This window comes from Paenibacillus antarcticus (genome assembly GCF_001637225.1).
Taxonomy (GTDB): Bacteria; Bacillota; Bacilli; order Paenibacillales; family Paenibacillaceae; genus Paenibacillus_AQ; species Paenibacillus_AQ antarcticus.
Genome location: NZ_LVJI01000025.1, coordinates 60,900 through 86,782 on the forward strand (window position 1 = coordinate 60,900; position 25,883 = coordinate 86,782).

A 25,883-nucleotide genomic window follows, 5' to 3' on the forward strand; every position below is an offset into this window, starting at 1 on the left:
AAATGATGGAATTATTAAAACAACGAATTATTGAAGAAGGCGTAATCATATCTGATCAGGTGTTGAAATTGGATGGATTATTGAATCATCAAGTGGATCCACAACTTACGATGGAGATGGGACGTGAGTTCGCAGCGAGATTTAAGGAATCGGGTATAACGCGAGTGCTTACGGTTGAATCCTCTGGGATTGCGGTTGCGTTTGCTACGGCTTATGAGTTGGGCGTACCTCTCGTATTTGCACGCCGCAAAAAAACACTGCTTGCTGATGAAGATGCATACTGTGAACGGGTTCCCTCTTTTACAAAAGGTATTGTGACGGATATTATGTTATCGCGACAGTTCTTAAATAGTGAAGACCGCGTTCTATTTATCGATGATATTATTGCTAACGGAGATGCCGCTAGAGGATTGATTAAGATTATCGAACGATCTGGAGCGGAATTGGTAGGACTTGGAATCGTAGTCGAGAAGTGCTTTCAAGCAGGAGCACGTACGATAAGAGAACAAGGCATCACGTTAGAATCACTTGTGAAGATTGAATCACTTACAAATGGGACGATAACCTTTGGTGAATAGTCGATATTGGACCAGCCCAATTTAATACAATGACTTTCCAGCTTGTTGATTATCGCTTATAATATAAAGTATAAGAAGGAGAGAGGAGGCAACACAATGGGGAAAGAACCGGTATCAGAACAATTCTTTATTGATAAGTTGGCCGCATCCAAGGATCACTTCGAACGTGCACTGGATTGTAAACACACGGCGTTTGATGATCTATATCCCTATATGCTTGAGCATCCTCAATTTTTTTGGTATAAACGTTATGTCGCCTGGTCAGAATTATTGACCATTGTGAGCTTATGTGAGGAACTCACCTTCACTTGGAAGGAATTGTTCACGACGCAACAAGTGGCATATTTGGATAGTCGAGTGATGTCAGCTACAGTGTTAGATTTCTGGTTTGAGAAGAACGATAGCAAAGAACATGCACAGCGGTAATCACGGATAATAATCTTTTTTCTTAATTATAGAGATCTAACGATATGGCCTAAATAAATTGTTTAGGTCTTTTTTTAAAATATAAGGAAGTATTAGGTTCACTTGATACGTTACTTCTTATATTTCTGTAGAAACGGATACTCGCCCTAAGGGACGATGTAGCCGTTTCTTCTTGTGAGACACATGTTTAGGAGAGTGAATTAATTGATTAGTGATGAGGAATTGAATGCTTTTCGTGTTGGTGGACAGAAAGTTCGAGTCGTACGCGATGCCGTTGCGAGTAATGATATAAGAGGAATTGTTGTGGCTTGGGATGCAGATCAGGTATTGATTCGTCGACCTAATCGTAATGTGGTTAAGTTGGATCGAAATTACGTCTATCAATTATCAAGTGAGCCACGTCCTGAACTATTCGAATAGTGGTCGAGCTTATAAATAAGAAAGAGATATAGAATCGTCCGAAATTGGACGGTTCTTTTTGCATTTTATAAACAAACATACGTATAAAGAAAAGAAGCCTTATATATAAAGGCTTCTTTTCTTTATGATAGGATGCGGCCAAGAGGACTCGAACCTCCACGGTTGTTACACCACTAGAACCTGAATCTAGCGCGTCTGCCAATTCCGCCATGACCGCGAATATTGATAAGTAAATCTAAGTAAGGAATATTTTAACATGTGATATGAAGTGGAGTCAAAAGTATTTATTTTTAAAAATATAATATCAATGGTTTTTATTGGTTTACACTATAAATAGTGGTGATTTAAACTATCCTTTAATCGAATGTATGGATTGAAAATCGCTCTGAGAATTTATTCATATAGTGATGGAAGGAAGCAATTACATTGAGGGTCAAGCGTCGTTATATGGTTGCTCTAATGATTCTGTTACTGATTGCCTCAGGATTTACATATCAGGTGGTCGGTGTAAGAAAAGATATGAAAGAGATGCTTCCACCAGGTCAAATGATTGAAGTCAATGGTCATCAGATGCATATCTATGCAAGCGGGAAGAAAGAGGGGGAATATACGACGGTCCTAACCTCTGGTAGCGGCACCACGTCACCATTTGCAGACTTTTATCCCTTGTACAGCAACCTTAATGCTAACAGGCATGTCGTTGTATATGAGAGACCGGGTTATGGCTAGAGTGAACCCACCGGGGATACCCGGGATATTGATGTAATCACAGAAGAATTGCATGATCTGCTGAAAGATTCTGGAGAGCAGGGACCGTATGTGCTGATGGCACATTCCATGGGATCACTCGAAATGATCCGTTTTGCGCAGCTGTATCCTAACGAAGTGGTAGCGCTTGTCATGATTGATGGGATTAGCCCACAGTATGCAAGAGATTATCGGATGACACCTTTAATGAAGCTGGGTTGGGAAGCTATGCATGTTGCCAAAAATTCTGGATTATTGAGGGGCCTAAGCAAGTTCGGTGTGACGGACAAACTGTTCATCGATATTGCAGGACTGCCGCAAGAGATCAGAGATACCAAAGTGGTGATGTCACTTAAGAATTTAAATAACGACAATATGAAAGTTGAAATGAATGCAATGAGCGACAATGGGAAAAAGGTTGGAGGGTGGCTCACTCGGTGATTTGCCGATGCTGCTGTTCTACGCTACAAATAATGGTTACAAGAACTGGGAAGAGACGCAGGATCAACTGAAAGTATTGTCCACGGATGTCAAACAAGTTATTTTCCCAGACACCAAGCATTATATTCATCATCAGAAAAGCAAAGAAATTGTAGAAGAATTGAACGCGTTCCTTGCTCAAATACTTTGATGAAGCTATCCATAAATAATATTCGGATGATAAATTTAGACCTCGTTAGCGATCAATGCTACGGGGTATTTGGTATTGGATTAGTGTCATGATTCGGGAGGTCCGTTCTCGATTAAATGTTTAGATTTATCTTCGAGGTTTTACACAAGGATACCTTATGTTTAACAGATAGTTAACACTCTCTTGCTACACTTATGTAATCAAGTACATATTATACATTTAAGGGAGAGTTCAAATGATTCTTTTTAAAAAAGCTGCAAAACCTGTGCTTTCTCTGATCATGGCAGTTACGCTGATCGGCTCTAGTGTACCTGTTTTTGCAGAAGATGTTACATCACCAGTAGTACCTCCTATCAGCAACGAACAAGGAAGTACCCCGTTAACACCGACGGTTGAAGGTGATACTGTTAGCGATCCCGTAACCACTCCAGAGGAAATAATAGAAGATAAGGTAGAAGTACTTTCAGTTGAACCGGAAGCGATTGTGGCTCCGGCGCTTGTAAATAAAATAACAGTAACGTTTAACGGTGATACTACAACTTCTAAAGGATTCACCTGGTATAGCAAGGTTACTGATTCTGTATACGGTGATTTACAAGTAGTTGAGATGAAGGAAGGAAGTCAAATTGATTTCACATCTTCCCAGAATTTCGTGGCGCGCTCATCCATTGCCAAGAACTCCCCAACAGAGTTGATGTACAAGGCGGAAGCTACCAGTTTGAAGCCCGATACGGCATATTACTTCCGTATTGGTAATGAATTGTTGAATAGTTGGAGTGACGTAGGTACATTCCGCACAGCACCAGTGAGCGGTGCATTTACATTCATTGATTTGACAGATACGCAAGCTAAAGATGTAGAAGAGGCTGATCTATCAGCACAGACAATTGCAAAGGCTATGGCAACGATCCCCAATGCGAATTTCATTTTGCATAGCGGTGATATTGTCGATACAGGAACCAAGGAAGAACAGTGGGACTGGCTTCTAGGTCATTCGCAACAAAGTTTAATGAACATTACCCTAGCCCCAGCTGCTGGCAACCATGAAGATAAGAATTATGGCTATTATGAACATTTCAACGTAAAGGAAGCTACGAATTCCCAAACCGTGTCTGGAGCTTACTACTCATATGATTACAGTAACGCTCACTTCATTATTATGAACTCAAATGAGACTTCTGCGGAATATTCAAATTTCACACCAGATCAGGTGGAGTGGATGAAGTCAGATGTAGCTGCTGCTCGTGCAAAGGGTGCGAAGTGGATTATCGTGAATTTCCACAAAGGAGCTTATACGACCTCAAACCATGCATCCGATAGTGACATCATGGGACCTACAGGTGTTAGAAATAAGATTGCACCGATTATGGCTGAGCTTGGCATTGATTTCGTCGTTCAAGGACATGATCATATCTATGCACGCACGAAGCCAATTAATAAAGAAGGTAAGGCTACAGTACCTGAGATGATTACCGAAACCTTAAATGGACAAGAAATCCAATATAGTGTGAATCCGGATGGTGCGGTCTACATGATTCCAGCGGCAGCTGGACCTAAGGTTTATTACAAAAATAAGAAAATGGATGATGCTTACTACGGTCTCTTTGATGTTGCAGATGAGAACCATGCTGCGAAGTACGGACCAGATCCAAGTGATAACTCACGTCCTAAGCGTGGCATGATTCAGAACTTCGTTGGGATTACCATTGATGGCGATAAGCTGACAGCAGTAACCTATGAAATAGATCAGCAAATAAACGGCGGGCAACCATTTATCATCGACCAATTTGGGATCGTTAAGAAGACAGAAGTACCTATAAGCAAAGTGACGGTAACCTTTAACGGAGATACCACAACCGCAAAAGGATTCACTTGGTATACACCGAAAACTTCTACTGGAAATGATCTACAAGTAGTAGAGAAAAGTAGTGACGGTGCTGACTTCACTAAATCTACTCGTTTCAATGGACGATCTGCTATATCTACGAATTCACCAAATGAACGTCTGCATAAAGCAGAGGCTACTAATTTAAAGCCAGACACTATGTATTATTTCCGTGTTGGAGATGCATGGCTGAATAGTTGGAGTGATGTGGGTACATTCCGCACAGCTCCAGTGAGCGGTGCATTCACATTCATTGATTTGACGGACACGCAAGCCAAAGAAGAAGATGAGGCAGACCTATCAGCACAGACGATTGCAAAGGCTGTGGCAACGATCCCGAATGCGAATTTCATCTTGCATAGCGGAGATATTGTTGATACAGGAACCAAGGAAGAACAGTGGAATTGGCTCTTAGGCCATTCACAACCAAGCTTGCTAAACATTACCATGGCACCTGCTGCTGGTAACCATGAAGATAAGAAATATGGGTATTACGAGCATTTCAACGTGAAAGAAGCTGCTAATTCCCAAACGGAGACGGGGGCTTACTACTCATATGATTACAGCAACGCCCATTTCATTATTATGAATTCGAATGAGAACTCGGATGAGTATGCAAATTTCACACCTGCTCAGGTGGAATGGTTGAAGACAGATGTAGCAGCTGCCCGTACGGAAGGTGCCAAGTGGATTATTGTGAACTTCCACAAAGGACCTTATACGACGTCAAACCATGCATCCGATAAGGATATTATGGGTACGAATGGTGTAAGAAATAAGATTGCTCCAGTTATGGCTGAGCTTGGCATTGATTTCGTCGTTCAAGGTCATGACCATATCTATGCACGCACGAAGCCAATTAATAAAGAGGGTAAAGCTACAACAGCTGAGACGATTACAGAAAAGTTAAATGGAAAAGAAATTAAGTATACTGTGAACCCAGATGGTGCGATCTACATGATTCCAGCTGCTGCGGGAGCTAAGGTATATTACAAAAACACAAAAATGGATGAAGCTTACTATGAGCTCTTCAATGTAGCGGATGAGAACCATGCTGCGAAATACGGACCAGATCCTGGTGACAATTCACGTCCAAAGCGTGGCATGATTCAGAACTTCGTTGGGATTACCATTGATGGCGATAAGCTGACGGCTATATCGTACGAAATTGACCAGAGTGTAGACGGTGGTAAACCGTATATCATAGATCAATTTGGAATTAAGAAACAGTCTAAAGACAGTGGAACTGGAACCAATCCAGGGGACGGTAATGGAAGTAACCCAGGTAGTGGAACTGGATCGGGCAGTAATCCGGGAAGTAGTACAGGTAATCCCAACAGCACTACAGGTACTGCGAGAGGAACTACTACAGGTACTACAGGAGGAACTACAAGTGGTTCAACAACACCTACACCTCCAGTTGTTCCAACACCAACGAAAGTGAACTTCTCAGACATTTCGAAACACTGGGCAGCAGATGTGATTACGCAGGCTGCAAGTCGTGGTTTCATAAATGGTTATGAGGATGGATCCTTCCGTCCAGATCAAAAGGTGAACCGTGCAGAATTCATAACGATGCTTGCTAAAGCATTGGAATTAACAGGCACTGGCAAAGCATTGGATTTTAAAGACAACAAGAAAATCCCTGTATGGGCTCAGAATTTCGTTTCTTTGGCCATACAAGCAGGAATTGTAAATGGGTATGATGATCAACAATTCCGTCCTAATCAGCAGATTAGTCGGGCAGAAATGGCTGTATTGATTGGTCGTGCTATGGGTATTCAGATTAACCAGTCAGCGAAACTGTCCTTCACAGATGCGAATAAGGCTCCGAAATGGGCTGTTCCTTATATAGCAGCTATAACGGAAGAAGGTCTCGTAAATGGGATTGGTGGGAACCAATTTGCACCGAATCAAAGTGCAACACGAGCAGAAGCAGCGACATGGATTATTTCGTTATTACAACATCAATAAGTCCAGCTAGCAAATAAATACGGTTGATATTGTTATAAGACCAAGCCAAGGCCATCCTTTCGGGGAGTAGCCTTGGCTTTATTTCTAATTGAGCTCTTATAATATTCCGAACTAACTGTTGATCGTAGTAGATTCACATATTTCTATTCATGAGTTAATATGGATGAATGAGCGGTAGAAGATGTATAAAGAAATTAAGTTTAGAGAGGAGAGAACAGAACAATATGTCAATCATCTTATTAATCGCAATTCTTGGTGCAATCGTGTTTAAATTTAATAGAAAGCCAATTTCAAAGATGGTTTCTCAAGACAATAAAATAGTTCAACTACTACAAAATGCAAAGTGGTATCAAAATCATTGGGCAGGCGGAGTGTTCTTGTTTCTGGTTAATGCGGTTTTATTTACTGCTACGATATTCGGACTTTACTTAGCAATATATTTTTCAATATCGTTCGTTCTTTTGATTGTGATACTGTTGGGCGTAATCGGAAGTATCTATTCATGGTTAATACTTAAGAATGCTTGGCAAGGTAACAACAGTAATCGATTGAGAATGGGTTTAGTTGGGAGTAGTTTTTATGCAGTATTGACTCTTGTGTTAGTGTTTATGTGGATCACACTTAAACCGGCCTATCCAGGTGAAGATACTTTTATGGGCGGCATTGGCCTTGTTTTCGGAATATTCCTTACAATCATTGCATTTAGTACATGTCTTATCGTTACAAGTTACTCCAAGCAGCAAGAAGCCAACTAGATAAGTAGTTGGGAAATACGTATAAGTAATATTACATATCTAGCTGGTTAGTACATACAAGGGGAGTACTATAGAATACTCAGGGTGATGATTTGATGGTGCAAGTGACACTTACTCTGATGCACTTTTCCTGAAAATCAGTAGGGTCTGGATGGCGTCATTAGCCAATTTCAGGCCCTATTTTATTTATTCGACTTGAGCAGATAGACATTGGTCATACGTTACAATACTGTGGTTACTTCTTACGTATCCATTACTTAATAATCATCAGGTGGTTAGTCTGGGGAAATCGATTGAAGGATTTAAGGGAGTAGAATCGAATTAGTCATGATCGACTATTACTATAAGTTCAGGAGAATAGATATGAATCGACTGAGGAAGATCCTAATCATTGAAGACGAACAAGATATTGCACGAATTATAAAGGACTATATTAACAAGAATGGGTATGAGGCTACCATTGCTAACAACGGAAGAGATGCCTTGCATGACATTGAATTATTGAATCCGGCGTTTATTATTCTAGATATTATGTTGCCTGATATTGACGGTATCGAACTCTGTCGGCAAATTCGTGAGAAGAATAATGTTCCTATTCTTATCCTTAGTGCTAGAGGTAGCGATACAGATAAGGTTCTTGGGCTTGGATTTGGTGCAGATGATTATATGACGAAGCCATTCTCATTAACTGAATTGTTAGCAAGAATTAAATCTAATTTACGAAGAGTTGAGAGCATGAGCATGATAAGTTCACAGCCAAAGCCATCGGAACATGAGGATATATTACATATGGGAAAGATCACGATTGACAAAAAGGGATATAAAGTCACGAAGGAAGACAAAGAAATTTCACTATCTGCGAAAGAACTAGAGTTGCTATTTTTTCTATCTAAGCATAGAAACCAAGTATTCACAAAAAGTCAGCTATTAGACGCTGTATGGGGATATACGGCATATGGAGACGAAAGTACGATAACGGTGTATATTCGAAGAATACGAGAGAAGCTGGAACTTGATGCATCGAACCCGGAGTACATTAAGACAGTATGGGGGATTGGATACAAATTTAGTTATGATGAATGACACGTAAGAATAGGAGATACCTATGTATTTGACGGATTGGATTAGAAAATGGTTTAACGTCGTTATTATTTCTCTACTCTTGATTATCGGATGTGCGGTAGGTTTGCTCTGGGATAACTATAGAAGTGAGTCCAAAGATGATTCTCGTTATGTCATTAATCAGGTGCGACTCCAAGTGAGTGATATAATGTTATTTCTAGAGCAGTATAATGGGGAAATTAAAGATGATCCAACGTTGCAAGACACTCTCCAAGCCCTGTCTCAAGATCATCAAGTCAGCTTAATATTTGCACAATTAGATGGCCGTATTATGTATAATTCCTCACCTAACAACACCCTCCAACACATTCATTTAAAGACGTCGCTTCACTATGATTTATATCATGCAAGAGTAGAGAAGGATGCCTACAGTATCGCTTTTCCAGTGGTGGACGAGGTGAGCCAAATTCAAGTTGGAAATGCGATATTTGGTATGTCTGCAAGCAGGGTCGTTCCTAAGAAATCCTACGCTACCCCCTTATTCCTATTCACAATGATCACTTTGTTGCTACTCATCTTATGCCTCTTGATGGTGCTTATTAAGAACAAAGTCCATAGAGATATCATCCAACCCATTCATCACTTAAAGGATTCCTCAGAAGCTATTATGAAAGGAAATTATGAGCAAGAAGCCACACACGTAATCATGGACGAGATCGGAGAGGTCTATGCAGTGTTTGATCAAATGAGAATGGAGATTATGCATCTTAACCTACGGAGAGATGAACAAGAGAAAGCACAGAAAGAACTGATCACTAATATTTCTCACGAAATAAAGACACCTCTAACAACGCTGAGGGCTTATATTGAAGCGATACGAGAGGGGGTCTGTCCAGATATGGCATCGGTTATGGAGTATGTTGATGTCATGCATAACAATGCGGATACGATGACGAGATTGACGGAAGATCTATTGCTACATGCATTACAAGAATTAGGGCAGATCTCAGTGACGCTTACTGAGCAATATAGTAGGGATATGTTGCTTAAGATTCTCCAACCAATGGGCCATTACGTTCGTACAACAGGAGTTGATTTCATAGAGCCCACGGATATTCCTAATATGCTTATTCGTGCGGATGCCAACCGATTGGAACAGGTCATATCTAATCTCATTGCTAATGCTTTAAAACATACTTCAGCGGGAGATTCCATCACTGTGAATATTGAGCTTTCGCTAGGTCAGCTGAAAATAACGATAGCAGATACAGGGAAAGGGATCCTTCCACAGGATATGCCTTTTGTATTTGACCGCTATTTCAAAGGAAAGCAGCATTTGAATCCCGTGAATGAAGGAACCGGATTAGGTCTCTCCATTTGCAAACATATCATTGAAGCACATGATGGGTCTATTTCTTTCAAAAGTGTACATGGTCAAGGAACGGTATTTCATTGTTGGATTCCGTTATGTTAGGTTGTGGTTGTAATATTTCATTAATATTTAGATAAGATTCTATACATAAGTGCCCTTTACAATGAGAATATGACATTATTTCAGGAGGGCTTACCATTGGCAACGAAAGCGATTATTAGAGCAACGAACCTTTGCAAGACGTATTCCACAGGCAGCGAACAATTCCATGCCATCAAAAATCTGGATTTAGAAGTTTATGAAGGGGATTTCACAGTTATTATGGGGAATTCAGGCTCAGGTAAGTCTACGCTACTGTATCTTCTAAGTGGTCTAGATTCCGTAACGGTTGGTGAGGTGTACTTCAAAGAAGAACGTATCGACAACTACAAAGAGAAGCAATTAGCTGATTTCAGGGCAAATAAAATCGGATATATTTATCAAAGTATTAATCTGGTATCTGATCTTACTTTACGTGAGAACATCTCATTGCCTGGGTATATTGCCGGGCGCTCTAAGAAGGAAGTGAAGCGCAGGGCGCTCTCACTAATGAAAGCTATGGAAATCGAAGGCCAACAGCATCGTCTACCATCCCAGACCTCAGGAGGACAACAACAAAGAGCAGCGATTGCCAGAGCGTTAATCAATTCCCCAGATGTTATATTTGCGGATGAGCCAACGGGAAGCTTAAATTATGATCAAGGTGTGGCTGTCCTAGATATTCTAACGGATATGAATCGTAAAGGGCAGTCCGTGGTCATGGTAACTCATGATATTAAAGCGGCTTGCAGAGCTGATCGTCTTATCGTGATAAAAGATGGGAAAATAGCAGATGTGTTAGATTTTGATAAATTTGATAATACCCATATCCAAGATAGAGAAGCGATCATATTCTCTTGCGTCTCGGGAAAGGGGTAAGCACTTATGTATGCAGTATACTCTCTTTGTCTAGCTAATTTAAGAAAAAAGAAGATACACAATGGACTGATTGGCTTACTCATCCTCTTATCAACATTACTCCTTGCTACATCGGTCACGGTTATATTGAATACTAATAATTTATTTACCGAGATGCACAATAAAACACATGGCTCTCATGAGATGTTGACGTTAGGCAATGAGTTGCATGATCCGCAAAAGGTACATCAATGGTGGAATGAACAAGAAGGGGTTACATCATCAGAATTGGTCCCGTTTCGAACGTTAGGTGGAATCACCAATCATCGAGGGAAGGAATCTTCTGCGGGGCTCTCAGCCATTGGATTATATATGATGAATACGCCTGCGCGACCTTATGCAGTGGATGAACTGATATTTGCGCAAGGCAATGAGAGTTTAAATCCAGATAAAGGGGATATTTGGGTCCCCACTTCGATTGCCTATCTATATGATATTTCAGTAGGAGATACACTTGGATTTACAACGGGTGAGAATGATTTTGAATTAAAAGTATCCGCCGTAATTGTGGATATTCCGTATGGAGGGCCCTTTCCCTCAGGTGCACGCATATGGATGAATCATCAGGACTATAGTGAACAATTTCAGGCCATGCAGGGTACAGATCAGTACTTGATGGGACTGAGATTCGATGATTATAGTCAGAGTCCAAGCTACTGGGAACAATTCGAGAAAGATATGGGTACGCCTTATCTTGATTCAAAAATGAATTTTGGGGAAATGACTGCGTTTTATCTGATTATGAACAAAGCCATTGGATTTATTATGATCTTTCTAGGTTTTGTAATGATGGTTGTGGCTTTATTTACGATTGGATTCACGATTTCAGATGATATCTTATCCAATTATAAGACGATTGGTGTGATTAAAGCATTAGGATTATCCTCAAGGCGATTGATAGGAGTCTATCTAGCTCAATATGTATTGCTTGCTATAGTCTCGATTATTCCCGGGTTAATAGCTAGTCATTTTATATCTAACGTTATCGTAGAAAGTACACTTTCGTCTCTGAAGACTGGAACGAATCAAGTTACGTTGGAAGGTAATCTTTTATCCTTAGCTGTTGGGATATTTGTCTTTATACTTATTGTATTATGTGTGTTCTTCTTTTCTAATAAAGCTCGGCTTGTAGAGCCTATGCAAGCCATTCGATATGGCATGTCGGAAAGTGATAATAGCACAATGTCTAAACGTATCTCGGCTAAAGAAAATCTTATGATTTCGTTTGGTAGAGTACCACTCCTTGTCGTTATTGGGCTAAGAAATATGTTGAAGAATAAGAAAGCATCCCTTCTAATGATGCTTCTTGCAGCCATTATGTCAGCCGTGCTAGTGTTGGGTTTTATCTTATTAAACAGTTTAAGTTCCAGTTCTATGAAGCAGACATCACCGTTATGGGGATATGATGCATCTGATGTTATCCTACAGGTGAATAACAAATCAGCCTTCTCACGTGCGGAGTTTGATAAAGAGATATTGTCTGATTCCAGAATTAAAAATATCGGTTGGATAGGCGGAATAAATGGTGTTGTATCTTCAGAAAGGAACCTGAACGCTTATGACTCAGATTCCCAGCCACCGATGAATTTTAGTATAAGTGTCATAGATGGAAGTTATGATGAAGTTGGATTTACCACATTAAGAGGGGAAAACCCTCGAAATAAAAATGAAATCGCGATTGGAATTAAGGTAGCTAAACAACTGAACAAAGATGTGGGAGACGTTGTAGAGGCCTATATTGATGGATCCAAGCATTCTTTTATGATTACCGGAGTCTATCAGTCCATAGCTAACATGTCTAATTCGGCAAGAATTACAGTGGATGTGGTCAAGGTGAATCGACCTGATTACAATAATCTAGATGCCGTGTTTATTAATCTGAAAGAAGAGCGAGAAACAGATCATGTTGTAAATGATTTGAATGTAAAGTATAAGGAGTCTGCATCAGCAGTTAAGCAGCAAACGTTATTGGATTCCACATACAAACAAGCTGTTGCATCTTTAATTCTGCCTATGAGTATCATGGGATTGTTATTCACTGGAGTTACAATCATCATCGTCTATAGTATTAGTCGGATTAACATCCGAAAAGAGAGTAAAACCTATGGCATATATAAATCTATAGGATTGACTTCAACTAAGATTAGATTGTCTGTATCGCTTGGGATCGTAGCGCTTTCTGCTATCGGTGCGGTCATAGGTATGTTGGTGGGTGTGTATATTTTACCTTTGATTCTAGGAAGTATTCTCTCTGATTATGGTATAGCTGAATTACCTTTAATAATGCATTGGGGAGGGATCATTGCCTTTGCCTGTGTGGCAATGATTTCAGCAGGGCTTGGTTCTTGGGCTTCTTCAAGAGTGGTGGCTACAACTTCTCCACAGATACTCGTGATTGAGTAACGGGGTAATATCCAAATGTACGGTTCACCTGCATTCGTCGTATTTAGAATATTTATACTTAGATTTCAATGGAAGTGTACCCCTAGTTTACTAGGGGTACACTTTTGTTTTTAGCAGGGAAACTCCCATTCTGCATCCTGAAAAGGGATATTGTGAATGGATATTTCGGTTATCAGTATAAATGGAATATTAGGAATCATAGAACAATATAGTGATTAATAGAGTTCAGATTCTGATCTTTGAAGTATTGTATCTAAAGATTCCACCAGTTGTAAGTGATTACATGTGTTGGGTAAAAGACAAACAGGAGGAACCCTAAATGGAAAATGGGAAATTCCAGAGAAAACCTACAGTCGTGTTACTAGGTACTTTTGACACGAAAGGAACGGAATATGCTTATATCAAAGAACTTCTGCAGGTAAGCGGAGTCCATACGATCTTGATTGATGCTGGTATATTGGGAGAGTCTCAACTATCAGAGGATTTCTCTCGTCATGATGTTGCAGAAGCTACGGGCACTAGTATATCGGAATTGGTTGCCTCCGCTGATCGGGGAGCATCCATTACGGCAATGGCACGGGGAGCAAGTGTTATTGTTCACCAATTATATGTAGAAGGCAGGATAGATGGAATTCTAGGGCTTGGGGGCTCAGGTGGGACTGCCCTCGTCACACAAGTCATGCGAGCATTGCCGATAGGATTGCCCAAGCTGATGGTATCGACGATGGCCTCAGGTGAGACCCGTCCATATGTAGGGGCGACGGATATTACGATGATGTATTCCGTTGTCGACATTGCTGGAATCAACCGGTTGTCAGCCAAAATTCTAAGCAATGCAGCGGGAGCCATTTCGGGTATGGTTATGATGGCAGAACCAACGTTAACAAGTGAAAAACCGCTAATTGGTGCTACCATGTTTGGAGTTACGACTCCTTCTGTAGAAGTGGCACGAGAAAGACTTGAACAACTCGGCTATGAAGTTGTGGTCTTTCATACTACTGGAACTGGAGGGGCGTCTATGGAGTCTTTAATCAAAGATGGGTTCATCACAGCAACGCTAGACGTGACTACGACGGAACTAGCCGATGAACTTGTTGGCGGTGTGCTTTCCGCAGGGCCAGATCGTCTATGCTCAGCAGGTGAAGCAGGTATTCCACAAGTGGTTTCTCTCGGCGCTCTTGATATGGTTAATTTCGGCCCAATGGAGACGGTACCGTCGAGTTATAAAGACAGACTACTGTATAAACATAACGAAACAATTACTTTAATGCGTACAACTCCTGATGAGTGCGCGGAATTAGGTCGAAGCATTGCACGTAAGCTAAATGCTTCGAAGGGTCCGATTACACTTTTCATTCCACTGAAGGGGTTCTCTATGATCGCAACAGAAGGGCAAATATTCTATGATATTGAAGCTGATCGTGTGCTCATTGATGCTCTAATGGAATATCTAGATCAGAATGTGGTGGAAATCATACAACTGGATACCGATATAAATAATCCCCAATTTGCAGAAGCCATGGCGGATCGCTTACATGAGCTTTACCAAACGAAGTACCAACAGTAACTGCTGAGCTTAGGCAATACAAACGATAGGATCGTTATTCTAACGTTAGATGGTCATGGTGTATGAGATCAACGGGTGAGGCTAAGAGTAGGTAAATTAATTTCGTAATCATCAAGGGGGAATTACATGCTTATTCGGCAAGAATTACTTGAACGTATGCGTAATGAAATTGCAGCAGGCTATCCCATTATTGGAGCGGGTGCTGGAACCGGTCTTTCAGCGAAATGCGCTGAAGCTGGAGGTGCAGATCTAATCATTATTTATAATTCGGGTCGATATAGAATGGCCGGAAGAGGTTCTTTAGCTGGACTTATGCCTTATGGCGATGCCAATGCGATCGTTGTAGACATGGCGAGTGAGGTCCTTCCTATTGTTAGAAAGACACCTGTATTGGCAGGTGTATGTGGAACAGATCCATTTCGAAGCATGTCCGTATTTCTGAAGCAGATCAAAGATATGGGCTTCGCAGGAGTGCAGAACTTCCCAACAGTGGGACTCATTGATGGTGTGTTTCGCGCTAACTTGGAGGAGACGGGCATGGGCTTTGACTTGGAAGTCGAGATGATTCGGCTAGCGCACGAAATGGACCTTCTGACAGCTCCATATGTATTTGACGAAACACAGGCGGTTCAAATGGCTGAAGCGGGAGCAGATATACTCGTACCGCATATGGGGCTTACCACAAATGGATCAATTGGCGCACAAACGGCGATAACACTCGAAGATGCAACCCAAGGTGTACAGGCTATGCACGACGCAGCGAAATCGGTAAACCCAGACATTATTGTCCTCTGTCATGGTGGTCCGATTGCTACGGCAGAGGATGCAGCATACATACTTAAGCATACGAGTGGCATTGTGGGTTTCTTCGGAGCATCTAGCATGGAGCGTCTTCCGACGGAGCTTGCAATGACCTCAAATATGGTCACATTCAAATCTATTATTGGAGGGAATTAAACATGACAAACATTGATAAAGGGACAATTCCAACACATTCTTTTGACTGGGGGCTGATTAAGTGGTTCGTAACGCCAGATATTACGGAAGGTGCATCCGTAACGTTTGGGGAGGTTGTACTGTTACCGGGCAAGGGTCATGATCGCCACAATCATCCGGAGTCTGAAGAGATTCTTTATGTTCTCTCGGGTGAGGGTGTACAGATGCTTAACGATGATGCTCCTTTTCCTGTAAAAGCAGGAGATATCATTCATATTCCTACTGCCGCTTTTCACTCAACGTACAATCATTGGTGGGAGCCACTGCGATTGTTGGCCTTCTATAATCCGGGTGGAGCTGAGAAGGGATTGACAGGATTACCTGATTTCAAAGAACTATCTCCTGGTCAGATTCAAGGTTATACGCGCACTTAAATGTATTGATAAGCTACAAATCGTCAAGAATGATAATGAGGTGAACTTTATGAAATTACTTATCATTCTTGGCAGTATTCTTATTCCCATTGCGATGTTTGTGGTACAAAAGGTTTGGATGAAGTGGCGAATCTATTTCAACGTGGTTGCTGTTATGTCTACAGTTATATTCGGAGAAATTGCGGCTCTAGCGATTTACGAAATCCTTAAAGATAATACGGTGTTTATGACACATATTCATGCTATTTTTTTGAATCCACTGTTTCTTATCACGGGAGCATATCTTGGAATATATTTTCTTTATCGATTGATGTGTCTTTTGTATGAGGAAAGGGAGTTACATTAATCTTGTTCTCAATGTCCTATTTAACCTATGTTACTCTTCATCCTGAATTCGATAAAAGGGTAATAAGTCAGTTCTATGCTGTGTAGGTTATCCATCCCGCCTGTTCATCGCGAAATGAAACCCTCGTACCTATCCTTCCAGTGTCTGATTGATTTCTTTAACATTAAGCTGTGCTCATACATATTTAGTCCCTCTTACTCAAACAATGAAAGCAGAAGTAAGAAAGGGTGAACGTTATGAGTAAGATAAGTCGTTGTATATTTATATGTAGTCGTCATCTAAAGCTTCGCAAATTCGCAATAGGTTGTCTTGGTCTAAGTATCATTTGTAGTATGAACATCGGATACGCTAGTGCATCGAAAGTAGATGCGGATAGTTCCTCTGAAGGTAAGCCTAAAGTGGCTATTATTATTGATGATTTCGGTAACGGACAGAAGGGTACAGAAGAGATGTTCCAGATGCCTGTAAAAATAACAGCAGCGATTATGCCATTCTTACCAACAAGTCATCGTGATGCTGAGATAGCGCATAAGCGGGGGTATGATGTGATTGTTCATATGCCAATGGAACCAAAGACTGGGAAAGCAAGCTGGCTTGGACCTGGAGCCATCACAACAGATCTTAGTGATTCGGAGGTTCGCAAGAAAGTGGAGGCTGCCATTGATGATATTCCTTATGCGATTGGCATGAATAATCACATGGGATCCAAAATTACCGGTGATGAGCGAATTATGGGAATTGTACTGGCAGTTTGCAAGGAGAGAGGATTATTTTTTGTCGATAGCAAGACCAATTATCGTTCTGTTGTTGGATTAGTCGCCACCCAAAAGGGCTTGCCTCCTGTAAATAATCATATCTTCTTAGACGATACTCATACGACCAGTCACATCACTAAACAATTACGTGAGGTCGAAATGTGGGCAAATCAGAATCGATATTGTGTTACTATCGGTCATGTAGGTAAGACAACAGCAGATACCCTCAGAAATAGAATTCCACAAATGCAGGGAAGTGTGGAATTCGTTGGAATAAGTGATCTTGTGAAAGAAAAGTGGGGTTGGAATGCATCCCCTATGTTACCGTCAAATAACCAATAATACCTGCAACGATTGCTTCTGCAATAGCAAGTTGCTTACGAGGATTACACAACATGGCCCGATCTTCAGCATTACTTAGGAAGCCCATCTCCACAATAACAGCCGGGTCTTTAACATAGTTGAGAATATAATATGGTTTACCATATACCGGCTGATGTTGGGTAGCATACAAAGGATTTAATTGGGCTTGAATCTCATTGGCAAGAAGGAAACTGCGTCCTTCATTCTGGTATAGTACCAGTGGCCCTTGATTGCTTGCTCTCTTCCCCCAATTGACATGGAGGCTTACTACAACCTTCGTAGGAACGATACGACTTAGTTCCTTCCGCTGAGCAAGGTCACGTGTGTGGCGGGAAGAATTGTTCAGCCAATGATTATCATCACTGAGTGCGTAATCACCTGAACGATTCAATACAGCTTCAAAGCCTTTGCTTCTAAGGAGTAAGAATACTTTCCTAGCGATACTTAAATTGATATCTTTCTCTAGAATTTCTTGAAAAGATGTTCCACCGTCAATTCCACCATGACCAGCATCAATGAGAAGGATTTCTTGTGGGAAGGCTGGGTGTTCTGGTTCTGATACAGGAGCTGCAGATATAGAACTTAGTTGTAATTGAGGACTGCAGAGGTATCCGACAGCTAAGATTAGAACTAGTAGATATTTCATCCAAGGATTCGTGATCATGTAAGCGATGTGCCTCCCTATATAATTTATCGTTTCTTGTATTGAAGCAACTAAATGTTAGAATGTGCAAAAATGGGAAAAAGATTCATACATCCAATCAGAAGTTTAATTTTGCTGTAAGTTGCACATCCTAGACATAGGAAGACATAACTTATCTCAAATTAAAAAGGGGATAGCGGTATGGGCGATGAACTGAAATTAGTGAAATACATTACAGAACAAGTGGTAACATACATTGAAACACCACGTGAGGAGAGGCATCATACGGAGTTCAAAGAACCATGGTCTACGAAATGGTTCGGTATGATTCCGATTAGTCTGAGTTTGTGGAGAAGTAACGCACGTTCTTCACGTGAGGTTTCATGGGAAGAGCAAGACCCAAGCTTGAAAGAACATGTTAATTAGGGATCGCTATATCAGAGAAAATGAAGGAAACACAATAATGGGGCTTGTCCGAGAAGGTCATATACGACCTCTTTGGACAAGCCCCATTATTGCATACTAGGGTATTACTTGGAGACTAAAGGAAAAGCATGAAATATACCTTTATTAAGCAAAATGGAAAGAGGGACGTATCGATGTCCTGTGAGACCTGTACCGGCGTAAACTACGGAATGTGTTCCTTCTTGTGTAGAATACCACTTCTGATAACCGGATATTGCAAAAGGTCCACCCACATCATCATTATGATTCGGTGAGGTGAAGATTAAAGAATTATGTTTATTAATGTAGGACTCAACATCCAAATCTGAAGACACCGATAATGGTGTTGATGTAATCCACATGAGATTATCATACGGGTCTTTCTGACCTTTGCTTGATATAACTTGAGAGGAAGTGAAAGAATCACCCTTTGAAGAAAAAAGGGTATCACTTAGTTCGGCGGTCTGTGGATTGAGTTTCTTCCAGTGGGACTCGTCCCATGCTAGAACATCCATCGTTAGAGCATTGAGATATAAGGTCTCCTGATGACCAAATGATACTTTCCATAAGGGCAGGAGAGGTGCATATAGAGGTACTATGCTCGTTGGAGATGTAGATGAAGGAGAGATAATGTCTAACTCTGCCAAGGTGTGATGCAGAGCCGTTAGATCGTAGGGTGAGGATGGAGAAGTACCATATTCGCTAAGTATATATTCTTGAGTATTTGTATTCTTTGCTGTGAGAATGAGATAACCAAGCTCTTTCTCATCCCGAGATACCGTTACGAGCCAGCTATGTGTGCCAGGACCAAGCGGGAAGTATTGAAGCTCAGAATGGTTCCAAGAACTGAATACTTGTTGTTCAGAGAGTTGTTTCACAACCATCTCAGAAAAATCCTTTAAGGACGAAGGAGCAAGGCTAACACTTTTACCCATCGTAAGAGCCCAATCGTCAGAACTTTTATCATTTATTTGAACAGATGTTGTGACACCCGTAGCGGAGACAGGAGCTGATGAATGAACGGCTGACATTAATAAATGTAAACTGATTAGGACAACTACTAATTTAGAGGTTATGCCCACTGATTTCATACAATCCACCTTTCTGTATTGTAAACTTATCCCAGTGTAACGGACAAGCATTAAAAAGGGTGTTATATACTGTCATGAGGAACAACGATTATGAAGGTCTTTTTTTGCACTCTTTTAGCGATGAAGGTCACACTACCTCTATTGAATTGGTCTCAAGTGAAATAGACCGCAGGTTATGGCGGATACATTCACTTTAGGCTCATATTGCCATGTCATTTCACTACGCCTGCGATTGTATTGTTCACGAATAAGGTCGTTTTTCTCTTCCTCAGGATCGTTCATCATGTTCTCATAATAGGAATCGATGATCGCAAGTTCGTCTTTCAAGCGTTCCTGTGCCTGATCCGCCCATTTATAGTCGAGTTGACTAAGCATAGTAGTTAGATGGGATTGCAAGTGCTCAGCGGCTTTAGTTATCGATAATTCTGCCGGATTAATATGGACATTCTCTGGAAGTCTAGGACTTAAATTTTTACCAACCAACAATTGTCTAAAGTCATCCGTTATAACCCCAGTCAATAATGAAATCCCCATGAAATGAAGTTGTTCTTTCTTCACATCACAGGTCATTTCTACTTTGAAGCATACCGCGAGCCAAGGTTCATAGGCCGCAGAGAATAAAGCTCGGCGCTGTAGATCTCCCGGTTGCTCAAATAAATAGACATAGGAGCCCTCTTGGCGAGCCACATCCCATATTTGTTGGAGTCTTCGACTGCCATAATTCACATCTTCGCGTTGGATACGACCCGGGCCTATTCGTGGAACGACAGGTGCTACGCCGAAATAACGTGACATAATGCTATCCTGTGGAGTGCCTTCTGGAACAGGAGCGGGCGGAACATCTACAACCGTATAACGTTCAGGGTCAAATACAAAGGTATAGGAGAGGGTCTCAGGATCGACACCTGTACGTTCGACAAATCCCCAATAATAGGGACGGTTTGTTAACTGTTTATCAGCTTGTGGTGAAAGCTTCACCGTCACATGAAAAGGAGATTTCTCGATAATCTGACAGTCAGTGACCTCCAAATAAGTCATGACATGTTGTTGTACTTGATCTGCAGACATATTCATCTCATGCTTCTTCCTCTCTTACGACTTCGTCCTCTACTTGTCTTTTCACCTCGTCTAATGATTGACCAAGCGAGTTGACTTTCTGGCGAATCTCTTCATCTGATTGTGATTCTAATACGATTTTATATAAACTTTTTTCGAGGGATCCCTTTTTTTCGAAACGTTCCAATATAACGTCTAAGCCACCGATAACCATTTCGAACATATTTATTTTTTCGTGAAGCAAGTTTAGAATATGTTCTTCAATCGTTCCTGTAGTAGATAGATTATATATTTTCACATCATTCTTCTGACCTAATCGGTGAATTCGTCCAATTCGTTGTTCTACTCGCATAGGGTTCCATGGAAGATCGAAGTTGATCATGTTATGGCAAAATTGTAGATTAATCCCCTCGCCGCCAGCTTCTGTAGCAATCATGACTTGTACGCGACCACGAAATAAATCCATCATCCAATCTTTCTTGCCGCGGTTCATTCCTCCACGATAGGGCACGCAACTGATATCATTGGCACGGAAATACTGTAATAAATACTCTTGCGTGGCACGGTATTCTGTAAATACGATCACTTTCTCATTCATTTCACGGATGAGTTCAATCGTTTTCTCAGCTTTTGTATTGGCCTTGATTTCTTTGATCATATAGACAAGGTCCCAGATCTTGGCTCGTTGAGGAGAATCCTCAGCCATTTTCTTCGTCAAATTGACTAACGTAACGAATACAGCGTCACGGCTACTACAGACTTCGCGTTGGAGGGTCACGAGCGATAGCATACTGCTTAGATTGCCCCCTGCTGCGTGATACTGATCTTTGACATAAGAGGTCACACCATCATATAGCGCTTGTTCTTCAGGAGAGAGTTGTAGATTCACATTCCTAACCGTTCTTTTGGTGAAAATAGTAGGTCCTTCACCACGGCGATTACGAATCATAACTTTAGATAGTTCTTCCTTTAATTGACCTTCATTCTTGGCTATACGCTTATCTACAACAAAATTTGATGAGAATTCGCCTTGTTTACCTAACTGCCCAGGCTTAAGTAGCGTAATGAGGTTGAATAGTTCGCCAAGATCATTCTGAACAGGGGTTGCGGTGAGTAGTAGACAGTACTTTTTTCGAAGCTTCTGTATGAATTGGTAATTGGATGTTTTCTTGTTTTTAAGTTTGTGTGCCTCATCAATAATGAGCATGTCATATTCTTGGTCTAACAAAATATCCTTATGGGGATCTCTCTTAGCTGTATCTATCGATGCAACAACGATATCTGAGCCCCATGAATAGGCTTTTTTCTGCGCAATGGCTTGGATGCCGAATTTACTATTTAATTCACGAACCCACTGAAGAACCAAAGAAGCTGGAACGAGAATAAGGACTTTAGAGACGAGTCCACGAATGATATATTCTTTAAGAATGAGTCCTGCTTCAATCGTCTTACCAAGGCCCACCTCATCTGCCAAAATAGCTCTTCCGGACATTTCAAATAGTACTTTACGAGCGGTATCGATTTGATGAGGAAGTGGGGTGAGATCTTGGATATATTTTACACACAGTAATTCATCAAAGCTTGTAACAAGGCGGGATTCTTCCCCTTGTACGGCCAGTTGGAACAATCGCCAATCTCCCCAAGGCCCTCCTTTATCAAGGCGACTCTCTAAATTCTCAAGCCAGCTATGGTCTATAACGAGTGGGACAGGTAGGCTTTGCGTTGTTGTCATATGTTCAATGAATGGCGTATCCAAGGTTTTCGCCTCCTTATTAGAATCGTGTGAATTAGAATCTTGTAAAGAGTAGTATGCACGGAAGTAGGGAAGTTCATAACTATAGATATGATGGCGTGATTATTATTTGCTGTAATTGCGTGATTTACATAGTTATTTCAAAGTTAGTTGATGAAAGAAAGAGAATATAGGAGATAGAGAAAGGTTGTCTAACAAGGAAGTGCTTTCTTGCCTGAAATTTCACGAATACGACATGGAATTACAATATGTAGTGTAGTATACTTTGTTAATCACAATATATAGGGTTTATGGGTATGGTGTTTATGGTTGTAATGTCTTGAAGTAGTTATACTAGGAGGTTGTTTTTTTGAGTGAATTGCAGCGTACAAGTCGATTAGTTGGCCTAAGTGAAAAAATATTTCTGGATAGATATGCTTGGAAGGATGCAGATAGTAATCACGCCAAAGTTGGCGATGTAGTCCTCGTTCTAACGAAGGACGATCCTAAGTTCCCTACGAAAGAAGTAGGGGATATAGTTAAACGTGAGGGTAGAATGGTAACGGTTAAGACACGTAGTGGGGAGCTTGTTGAATCTGATATTGAGCGACTTACATTAAATATTGAGAAAACCCCTGAGGAGATGTGGGACCGCTTAGCGAAGGCGATGTCCTCAGTTGAGGCTACACCAGAACTACAAATGGAGTGGCAAGCCAAATTCCGTCATCTATTGGATGATTGGAAGCTTGTTCCCGGGGGGCGGATCGCCGCTGGTGCCGGTGCGAGTGAAGAGTTGACCTTATTTAACTGTTATGTTATTCCTTCTCCACAAGATAGCCGTGGTGGCATAATGAAGACATTAACCGAAATGACGGAAATTATGGCGCGTGGCGGTGGTGTAGGTATTAATTTATCTTCTCTTCGACCGCATAGAGCGATCGTTAAGGGAGTTAATGGATCATCAAGTGGTGCGGTATCATGGGGTGGACTATTCAGCTATACAACAGGTCTAATCGAACAAGGCGGTAGCCGACGTGGTGCGCTAATGTTGATGATCAATGATTGGCACCCCGATGTGCTTGATTTCATTACAGTGAAGCAGACGATGGGACAAGTAACGAATGCCAATCTTTCGGTGTGCATAAGTAACGGGTTCATGAAGGCTGTTAAGGAAGACTTGGATTGGGAATTGGTATTTCCAGACACAACCGATCCTGAGTATGATGAGTTGTGGGATGGCGATTTAGAGAGATGGAAGTTGTCTGGACACGCTGTGATTCCGTATCGTACTGTGAAAGCACGTGAAATTTGGAATACGATTATTGAGGCAGCTTGGAAATCTGCTGAACCTGGCATTGTCTTCATGGAACATTACAATGATATGTCTAACAGTTGGTATTTCAATCCGATTATTTGTACGAATCCTTGTGGTGAACAAGGCTTACCCGCTTGGGGGGTGTGTAATTTATCGGCGATTAATTTATCGAAGTTCTACGATGAAGAGAATCATGATGTAAATTGGAATGAACTAGCTACAACGACTCACTATTCGGTACGGTTCTTGGATAATGTCATTAGTAAGACGCCTTATCACTTTGAAGAGAATGAGAAGAACCAGAAGAACGAGCGTCGTGTAGGTCTTGGTACGATGGGACTTGCGGAGCTAATGATTAAGTTGAATATCCGTTATGGTAGTCCAGAGTCACTGGAATTTCTAGATAAAATATATGCTTTTATTGCACGTGAGTCATATTTAGCTTCCTCAGACATCGCTAGTGAGAAAGGGTCCTTCCCAGCATTTGATGCTGAGAAATACTTACAAAGTGGATTTATGCGCAACATGACAGATGTGTTCCCAGAAGTGGGAGAAGCTATTCGAGAAAAGGGAATGCGTAATGTTACCGTAATTACTCAAGCACCTACAGGTAGTACCGGTACAATGGTCGGCACTTCCACAGGTATAGAACCATACTTTGCATTCAAATACTTCCGTCAAAGTCGCCTAGGATATGATGAGCAATTCGTACCTATTGCTCAGGAATGGCTTGAAGCACATCCTGGTCAGGCATTGCCAGATTACTTCGTGACTGCGATGGATCTGTCAGCGAAAGACCATATCCGTGTACAAGCGGCAATTCAACGTTGGGTAGATAGTTCCATTTCGAAGACAGCCAATTGTCCTTCAGATTTTACTGTAGAAGAAACAGCAGAGCTATATGAAATGGCATTCGATCTTGGGTGTAAAGGCGTGACGATCTACCGCGATGGTAGTCGTGATGTACAAGTGTTGAATACAAGTAACAAGGAAGACAAGGCAGAAAGGGCAGATGTTGCAGCTCTCGAAGAGGAAGCAGAGCAACAAGTCGCGGATCATTTTGCAGGTGAAGAAGCAGCGCTTGAATCACTAAGTGGTAACCTTACTGTTGCTGAACCACAAGGAAGTAAAGTCGTAGACAAGCAGTACAAGAGCCGTCCGCAAGTTCTACGCGGGGCAACATACAAGATCAATACCCCATTCGGAATGGCGTATATTACGATTAACGATCTTGATGGGATACCTAGCGAAATCTTCTTAAATGTAGGGAAGGCGGGTTCCGATGTATTTGCTATGGCAGAAGCGTTGGGCCGCGTATGTTCTCTGTTCCTTCGTTATGGAGATCATGGTCATAAGGTTGAGCTCTTAATTAAGCATCTCAAGGGTATCGGCGGCTCAGGTGCGATTGGCTTCGGCGTAAATCGAGTGGAATCCATTGCAGATGCAGTAGCGAAAGCACTCGAATCGCATGTGCAAAGTGGATTTGGTAGAGACTATGACCCAGCGCCAGTTGTTGCAACACGTGAGGAAGAAGCTGTTGTGGGTCAAGGTATTGGGGATGGCGCTAGCGGATACAACCATGCCTCTAAAGAAACGTCTCGTGACCTGTGTCCTGGGTGTGGAACAGCATCGTTGATTAACATCGAGGGATGTAAAACGTGTAGTCATTGTGGATATAGTAAGTGTTCGTAGGTTCGGGGAATAACTGTATGCTATCTAAGTGTGATGGATCGCGAAAGTTGCAAATAAATCTACAAAAGTTGCGAAATGTAGATCACATAACGACAAGATAATGTTATGTAAGAAGGATAGTTTACTACCGATATAATCAGACTGCTTAATATCTGAAGGTACGCCTTAGGATGAAAGGCTAAAGATAAAACTTCACACAAGAAGTGGGGGAAATGAATAGAAACCAGTCAAACAGTTTATCGTGTTTGGCTGGTTTCTAC

At 41.3% G+C, this 25,883-nt stretch carries 23 protein-coding genes and 1 tRNA gene; 19 read left to right on the top strand and 5 right to left on the bottom strand.

Annotation, left to right across the window (positions count from 1 at the left end; translation table 11 throughout):
• The first annotated feature begins 5 nt into the window (after positions 1-5).
• From PBAT_RS17560 to PBAT_RS17570, 3 genes are all read left to right on the top strand, one after another.
• Positions 6-578 (top strand): xanthine phosphoribosyltransferase, encoded by a 573-nt coding sequence (locus PBAT_RS17560; RefSeq protein WP_068651414.1) that lies wholly within the window; start codon positions 6-8, stop codon positions 576-578.
• Between the two features lie 96 nt (positions 579-674).
• Positions 675-1,004 carry a hypothetical protein gene (locus PBAT_RS17565; RefSeq protein ID WP_068651343.1) on the top strand — a complete coding sequence of 110 codons (330 nt, stop codon included), beginning with the start codon at positions 675-677 and terminating at the stop codon, positions 1,002-1,004.
• A gap of 204 nt (positions 1,005-1,208) precedes the next feature.
• Complete coding sequence (locus PBAT_RS17570; RefSeq protein WP_068651345.1) at positions 1,209-1,424, top strand: hypothetical protein; 216 nt, start codon at positions 1,209-1,211, stop codon at positions 1,422-1,424.
• A gap of 133 nt (positions 1,425-1,557) precedes the next feature.
• On the opposite strand, the gene PBAT_RS17575 is transcribed toward PBAT_RS17570, so the two are convergent.
• A tRNA-Leu gene (locus PBAT_RS17575) sits at positions 1,558-1,641 on the bottom strand.
• A gap of 209 nt (positions 1,642-1,850) precedes the next feature.
• Between PBAT_RS17575 and PBAT_RS25995 the strand changes: the two genes are divergently transcribed.
• From PBAT_RS25995 to PBAT_RS17635, 14 genes are all read left to right on the top strand, one after another.
• Positions 1,851-2,153 (top strand): alpha/beta fold hydrolase, encoded by a 303-nt coding sequence (locus PBAT_RS25995; RefSeq protein ID WP_246168653.1) that lies wholly within the window; start codon positions 1,851-1,853, stop codon positions 2,151-2,153.
• Positions 2,154-2,201: 48 nt separating this feature from the next.
• Complete coding sequence (locus PBAT_RS26000; protein WP_248912436.1) at positions 2,202-2,612, top strand: alpha/beta hydrolase; 411 nt, start codon at positions 2,202-2,204, stop codon at positions 2,610-2,612.
• Positions 2,578-2,802 (top strand): alpha/beta fold hydrolase, encoded by a 225-nt coding sequence (locus tag PBAT_RS26005; protein WP_246168656.1) that lies wholly within the window; start codon positions 2,578-2,580, stop codon positions 2,800-2,802. Before PBAT_RS26000 ends, PBAT_RS26005 begins: the two co-directional genes overlap by 35 nt.
• Positions 2,803-3,037: 235 nt before the next feature.
• Complete coding sequence (locus PBAT_RS17585) at positions 3,038-6,661, top strand: S-layer homology domain-containing protein (protein ID WP_068651347.1); 3,624 nt, start codon at positions 3,038-3,040, stop codon at positions 6,659-6,661.
• 224 nt (positions 6,662-6,885) lie between these two features.
• Entirely contained in the window at positions 6,886-7,416 is a 531-nt protein-coding gene (locus PBAT_RS17590) for a hypothetical protein (protein ID WP_068651349.1), read from the top strand.
• A gap of 363 nt (positions 7,417-7,779) precedes the next feature.
• Positions 7,780-8,499, top strand: a complete 720-nt coding sequence (locus PBAT_RS17595) for a response regulator transcription factor (protein ID WP_068651351.1) — start codon at positions 7,780-7,782, stop codon at positions 8,497-8,499.
• 28 nt (positions 8,500-8,527) lie between these two features.
• Positions 8,528-9,952, top strand: a complete 1,425-nt coding sequence (locus PBAT_RS17600; protein WP_246168658.1) for a sensor histidine kinase — start codon at positions 8,528-8,530, stop codon at positions 9,950-9,952.
• Between the two features lie 96 nt (positions 9,953-10,048).
• The gene (locus tag PBAT_RS17605; protein ID WP_246168666.1) at positions 10,049-10,807 is read left to right on the top strand and encodes an ABC transporter ATP-binding protein; all 759 of its coding nucleotides are present in this window, start codon (positions 10,049-10,051) and stop codon (positions 10,805-10,807) included.
• A gap of 6 nt (positions 10,808-10,813) precedes the next feature.
• Positions 10,814-13,249, top strand: coding sequence for an ABC transporter permease (locus PBAT_RS17610; RefSeq protein WP_068651359.1), 2,436 nt, complete (start codon positions 10,814-10,816; stop codon positions 13,247-13,249).
• A gap of 319 nt (positions 13,250-13,568) precedes the next feature.
• The gene (locus PBAT_RS17615; protein ID WP_068651361.1) at positions 13,569-14,816 is read left to right on the top strand and encodes a Tm-1-like ATP-binding domain-containing protein; all 1,248 of its coding nucleotides are present in this window, start codon (positions 13,569-13,571) and stop codon (positions 14,814-14,816) included.
• Positions 14,817-14,942: 126 nt separating this feature from the next.
• Positions 14,943-15,773: a phosphoenolpyruvate hydrolase family protein gene (locus tag PBAT_RS17620; RefSeq protein ID WP_068651363.1), complete on the top strand. Its 831-nt coding sequence runs from the start codon at positions 14,943-14,945 to the stop codon at positions 15,771-15,773.
• A gap of 2 nt (positions 15,774-15,775) precedes the next feature.
• The gene (locus tag PBAT_RS17625; protein WP_068651365.1) at positions 15,776-16,186 is read left to right on the top strand and encodes a cupin domain-containing protein; all 411 of its coding nucleotides are present in this window, start codon (positions 15,776-15,778) and stop codon (positions 16,184-16,186) included.
• A gap of 49 nt (positions 16,187-16,235) precedes the next feature.
• Complete coding sequence (locus PBAT_RS17630; RefSeq protein ID WP_068651367.1) at positions 16,236-16,532, top strand: transposase; 297 nt, start codon at positions 16,236-16,238, stop codon at positions 16,530-16,532.
• Between the two features lie 236 nt (positions 16,533-16,768).
• Entirely contained in the window at positions 16,769-17,629 is an 861-nt protein-coding gene (locus PBAT_RS17635) for a divergent polysaccharide deacetylase family protein (RefSeq protein ID WP_084403178.1), read from the top strand.
• Here PBAT_RS17635 and PBAT_RS17640 read toward each other — a convergent pair.
• Positions 17,604-18,314 (bottom strand): N-acetylmuramoyl-L-alanine amidase, encoded by a 711-nt coding sequence (locus PBAT_RS17640; protein WP_149466305.1) that lies wholly within the window; start codon positions 18,312-18,314, stop codon positions 17,604-17,606. The two genes, PBAT_RS17635 and PBAT_RS17640, sit on opposite strands and share 26 nt — an antisense overlap.
• A gap of 180 nt (positions 18,315-18,494) precedes the next feature.
• Between PBAT_RS17640 and PBAT_RS17645 the strand changes: the two genes are divergently transcribed.
• Complete coding sequence (locus PBAT_RS17645) at positions 18,495-18,719, top strand: YqzE family protein (RefSeq protein ID WP_068651369.1); 225 nt, start codon at positions 18,495-18,497, stop codon at positions 18,717-18,719.
• A gap of 104 nt (positions 18,720-18,823) precedes the next feature.
• Here PBAT_RS17645 and PBAT_RS17650 read toward each other — a convergent pair whose 3' ends face one another.
• From PBAT_RS17650 to PBAT_RS17660, 3 genes are all read right to left on the bottom strand, one after another.
• Positions 18,824-19,828, bottom strand: a complete 1,005-nt coding sequence (locus PBAT_RS17650; protein ID WP_068651371.1) for a hypothetical protein — start codon at positions 19,826-19,828, stop codon at positions 18,824-18,826.
• Positions 19,829-19,966: 138 nt separating this feature from the next.
• Positions 19,967-20,902 (bottom strand): YqhG family protein, encoded by a 936-nt coding sequence (locus PBAT_RS17655; RefSeq protein WP_068651374.1) that lies wholly within the window; start codon positions 20,900-20,902, stop codon positions 19,967-19,969.
• Position 20,903: 1 nt separating this feature from the next.
• Positions 20,904-22,616, bottom strand: coding sequence for a DEAD/DEAH box helicase (locus PBAT_RS17660; RefSeq protein WP_068651420.1), 1,713 nt, complete (start codon positions 22,614-22,616; stop codon positions 20,904-20,906).
• A 370-nt stretch (positions 22,617-22,986) separates the two neighbouring features.
• Between PBAT_RS17660 and PBAT_RS17665 the strand changes: the two genes are divergently transcribed.
• Entirely contained in the window at positions 22,987-25,623 is a 2,637-nt protein-coding gene (locus PBAT_RS17665) for an adenosylcobalamin-dependent ribonucleoside-diphosphate reductase (RefSeq protein ID WP_068651376.1), read from the top strand.
• Positions 25,624-25,883 lie beyond the last annotated feature (260 nt).